This is a genomic window from Synechococcus sp. R3-13 (assembly GCF_047462195.1).
Taxonomy (GTDB): domain Bacteria; phylum Cyanobacteriota; class Cyanobacteriia; order Thermostichales; family Thermostichaceae; genus Thermostichus.
In genome coordinates this window covers 1-4,042 of the sequence record NZ_JANSIO010000117.1, presented here as the reverse complement: position 1 = coordinate 4,042, position 4,042 = coordinate 1, and the positions used below count along the sequence as shown (strand labels likewise).

3 protein-coding genes and 1 pseudogene are annotated in these 4,042 nt (G+C 60.8%); 3 read left to right on the top strand and 1 reads right to left on the bottom strand.

What is annotated here, in order from left to right; translation table 11 throughout:
* Nucleotides 1-442: 442 nt before the first annotated feature.
* The 3 genes from NW856_RS03960 to NW856_RS03950 all read left to right on the top strand — a co-directional run bounded on the left by NW856_RS03960 (nucleotide 443) and on the right by NW856_RS03950 (nucleotide 3,688).
* Nucleotides 443-1,249 carry a hypothetical protein gene (locus NW856_RS03960; RefSeq protein WP_414399211.1) on the top strand — a complete coding sequence of 269 codons (807 nt, stop codon included), beginning with the start codon at nucleotides 443-445 and terminating at the stop codon, nucleotides 1,247-1,249.
* Nucleotides 1,250-1,376: 127 nt separating this feature from the next.
* A complete protein-coding gene (locus tag NW856_RS03955) occupies nucleotides 1,377-2,498 on the top strand; it encodes a glycosyltransferase family 9 protein (RefSeq protein ID WP_414399210.1) in 1,122 nt (373 codons plus the stop codon).
* Between the two features lie 248 nt (nucleotides 2,499-2,746).
* Entirely contained in the window at nucleotides 2,747-3,688 is a 942-nt protein-coding gene (locus NW856_RS03950) for a DMT family transporter (RefSeq protein ID WP_414399209.1), read from the top strand.
* Between the two features lie 24 nt (nucleotides 3,689-3,712).
* Here the strand turns inward: NW856_RS03950 and NW856_RS03945 are convergent.
* A pseudogene (locus NW856_RS03945) lies at nucleotides 3,713-4,042 on the bottom strand (oxidoreductase); the annotation flags it as partial.

Genomic DNA, 4,042 nt, shown 5'->3' with positions numbered 1-4,042 from the left:
CTGTCTTCGACAAATCGGGCTTCGTGCAATGCTCCAGCTTTTGTCCTATGGGCCGATCCCAGCTTGTGGTTCTGAGGACAACCTTGAACCTGCTGATGTATCGGCTTGCCTCGGGCTCTCCAGCCGCTGATGACCACAGGTGGGGATCAACGGGGATCATCAAGAATGATGAACACATGTTTGCGTATTTTTGCCTGTCGGTCAAGACCCTGGGGATCGCTGGGGATCAATCTCTTGTTCTCCGACCCACCTTTAGGGAGAGGCCAGGAGCCCCAGCTGCTCTCAAGCCAAGGGGAAGACTGCGCGGGATCCCCTGCCGAACCGGCCCTGCCTGGGTAGCATGGGGGAGGATGAGCGGTTGCCGAGCGGGCCGCAGGTTTTGAGGCCAAGAGGTGTGGGCATGAGGTGGTGGAAGTATAGGATTCAAGGCATACGGATCCAAGTGAGCTGGGCAGCACTGGGGATCCTGCTGGCGGGGCCGGTCTTGCCGGTGGAAGCTGTGGATGCCCAAACGCTGTTTCCTCCCCTTTACCGCTTGCAAGGGGGATCCCCTACCCTGCCCGCTTCTGAAGCAACGCCCTGGCGTCCAGTAACCCAGGATTCTGTTCCGCTCCCACAAACAGATCAAGCCGATCCAAAAGTCCAGCCGGCCCAACCCGGCCATGGAGAAGTGGCAGAAGGCCCGGTTTTCGATCTGGATCTGTTGCGGCAGTTCGGCACCAGCCCTGGCGGCAGTGGCTCTGGATCCCGGCAGGGGGAAGTGGTCGGGCCGGGCAGCGGCCAGAGTGGGGTGCGCGGAGCCAGCCCTGGCTCAGGGGTGGGCACAGGCCAAGGGCCAGGGGGCGGAACGGGTCTGGAGGCGGGATCCCAGCGGCGGGAACCGCAAGTGACAGGGTTGATTGTGGATGCACGAGGCTTGGATTTCTTGCCTAGCCAGTCAATGCGCTTGTTTGATCCCGATGGCAATCAAGTCTATACCCCCGTTACTCTTGGCCAAGACCTCAACGCGGCCTTTGTGGGCAGCGAGGGCACAGCTGCCTATGCCACCTCGGAAGAGCAGGCCCGCTCACTGGTGAACCGCATCGGGGAACGGCCTCACCGCATTCGTGCCATCCGCACCCTGGGCTACGACCTGGTGATTTCCGCCGAAGATGCTTTTAGTCTGCGCCAGATGAATGCGACAGATGGCTTTCTGGATCGCTTTGCTGTGGTGGTCATCTGGGATGGCAGCCAAGCCAGTCTCCCCTGAGGCCCAGGGATCCCAACATGGCCATCCAAGTGCAGGACAGAGGAATGGTAGCCTAGCAAAAGTGCTCTGTCTGCACCACCCGCACCACCTCCAGCGGGGTTGATATCTTCCTGGGGATCCCAGCCTTATGCAACGGTTTGCCAACCAACCTCTGCGGGAACATCCCCACCTGGCGGTGTTTTCCTCCAGCAAGGTGGGCAATTTTGTGGTTACCATCCCGCTGTTGCGGGGCCTCAAGGAAAAATACCCCGGCTGTGTGCTGGATTTTTTTGGCAGCGAGATTACCCGCGACTTTGAGCTCCACTGCCCCTACATCGACTTCAGCTTTCCTCTCTACAGCCGTCGTCCCGATTACCTCGAGGCCCTGACCGCTGCTGTGCGAGAACGGGTGACCCAGGCCGGCCCCTACGATCTGGCCATCAACTGCGACGAGTTTAGCGAGCTCAACCTGGTGGCGGTAACGGCCCTGCGCCCCCAGTACATTGCCGGGGCCGGCTTGACTCTGGATTTTCGCCGCAAGTTGGACCCCGGCTCCGACCCGGTACAGCGCATGCTCCAGGATGACGACTGGAACGGCCTGGAGTTTCTGCAGCGCTACAAAGATATCCTCACCAGCAACTACATCGCCGAAATCTTCTGTCGCCTGGCGTACGTGGAGACGGATTTTTTCCGCCTGGAGCTGCCCAGCCGGGATCCCGATTTTCCGGTGCCAGAGGTCTTGGTGCACATCACCACTACCCGCCGCGCCAAGATGTGGCCTCTGGAGCACTGGCGGCAGGTAATCCAGTGGTGCCAAGGCCAGGGCCTGCAGGTGGGGCTAATCGGCAGCGCGCCGGAGCTGCAGCGATCCCTCTACCACGGCGGCAGCAGCGAAGACGAACTGCTGGCGCAAACGGGAATGGTTGACCTGCGGGGCAAAACCAGCCTCATGGAGCTGGCGGGGGCCCTGAAGCGGGCGCGGGTGTGTATCTCCGTGGATGCGGGGCCGATGCACATCGCGGCGGCAGTGGGCTGTCCCACCATTGCCCTGTTTGGCAACGATGCCGATGGGGATGGGGCCAGCCCGGTGCGACTGTGGGCTCCTCGTCTGCCCCACGTCTATCTCACCCAAACCGCCTACAAGTGCCGGGTCTGCGCAGAGAACAAGTTCAAAAACGAAACCTGCCTGGTGGAGGGTCATCCCTGTATGGCCCATCTCAAGCCGGAAACGGTCATCGGCTACTTGAAAGAGATTCTCAAGCAAACCTAGAGGTTCCACGCCCTCACCCCCAGCCCCTCTCCCAAAGAGAGAGGGGAGCTATGGAGCGACGGGGTGAGTTGTTTCATGGCTACTTGAAATGGCCATGTCTTGGGATCCCCATCTTTTTCCCCCTGGGAATCAGGGGGGCCGGTGGGCAGCAAGGAGTGCCCAGGGGCGCAGTTCGGATCCCTGGAAGTCCGTTTAAGCTGAGAGTTCAAGGCTGAAAACTTAGTGCCTAAACCATTTGGGTGTGAGCTGTGACTTTGGAGATGTGGTATCGCCACCAGCTGAGCCGCTTTGCAGAGTGGGGAAAAATAAGGCTCTGGCAAGGAGTTGCCCTGAAGCTGCTGGCCACCGCTTGCTTTGCCTGTTTAGGCGCGATCATCCGGCTCAACACTCCCGCCCTTCATCCGTTTCAGATTGTTTTTTTGCGCAACCTATTCGGGTTTCTCACCCTGTCACCGCTGGTGTTGCGGGTCGGGATCCAGTCTCTGCACACCGCCAAGATGGAGTTTTACCTCCTGCGCTCGGCGATCAGCACGGTGGGGATGTTGCTCTCCTTTTGGGCAGCCAGCCTGTTGCCTCTGGCAGAAGCTACGGCGCTGAGCTTTGTTCAACTTTTGTTTGCCGGCACGATGGCGGTATGGGTGTTGGGCGAGCAGATGCGCTCGTCCCGCTGGCTGGGATTGGGCCTGGGGTTTGCCGGGGCTTTGGTGATGTTGAGGCCAGGCTTCCGAGAGTTTTCTCTGGGAACAGGGCTGGCCTTGGGGGCGGCAGCACTCTTTGCCTGGGTGACCATCGTGCTCAAGATCCTCTCCCGCACCGAGTCCAGCCTCACGATTACGGCCTACATGGGCCTGCTGCAGACCCCCCTTTCCTTTCTGGCTGCCGTCTGGGTTTGGACCTGGCCTTCTCCTGAGCAGTGGCTGTGGATGGTGGCCATGGGGCTACTGGGCAGCATTGGCCAGGTGGCCCTCGCCCAGGCCTACAAGCTAGCTGAGGTGACGATGCTGCTGCCTCTGGATTTCTCCCGTCTGCTCTGGGCCAGCCTAATCGGGTTTTGGGTGTTTGCCGAGATCCCGGATGGGTGGACTTGGATGGGCGGAGCCTTGATCTTGGTGGGCGCCACCTCTGGAGCCTACGGCGAAGCCCGCCTGCCCACAATGCCGACCCAGGCCCGTACCGGCGGAGTTGGATAGCAGACAGATATCCTCTGCCAGGACTTACAGCCGAGGGAGAACAGGGCTGGAGCTGGTCAGGTCTGTGGTGGTAAGGGCCACCAACAGGGCTTCTGGACTGACGGGGAAGGGCAGGTGGTGGATGTCGGATCCTGGCTGGCAGGCCACTTGGGCAGCATGCAGCAGGTCGGCGGATCCCAAGTGACCTAGCTTGAGATCCCGCAAGTTGAGGGGCAACCCCACCTGCCGGTAAAAGGTCAGCAACTGGGTACGTGCCGCCAGCGCCAACTGGCTTCCCTGCAGGATCTCTTCTAGGCGGAGCTGGGCCAAAATGCCGAAAGCCACCTTCTCGCCGTGCAGGGTGGCCCGGTGCCC

Coding starts and splice junctions, on each gene's coding strand:
- NW856_RS03955 (WP_414399210.1), top strand. CDS start 1,377: ATGCAACGGTTTGCCAACCAACCTCTGCGGGAACATCCCCACCTGGCG.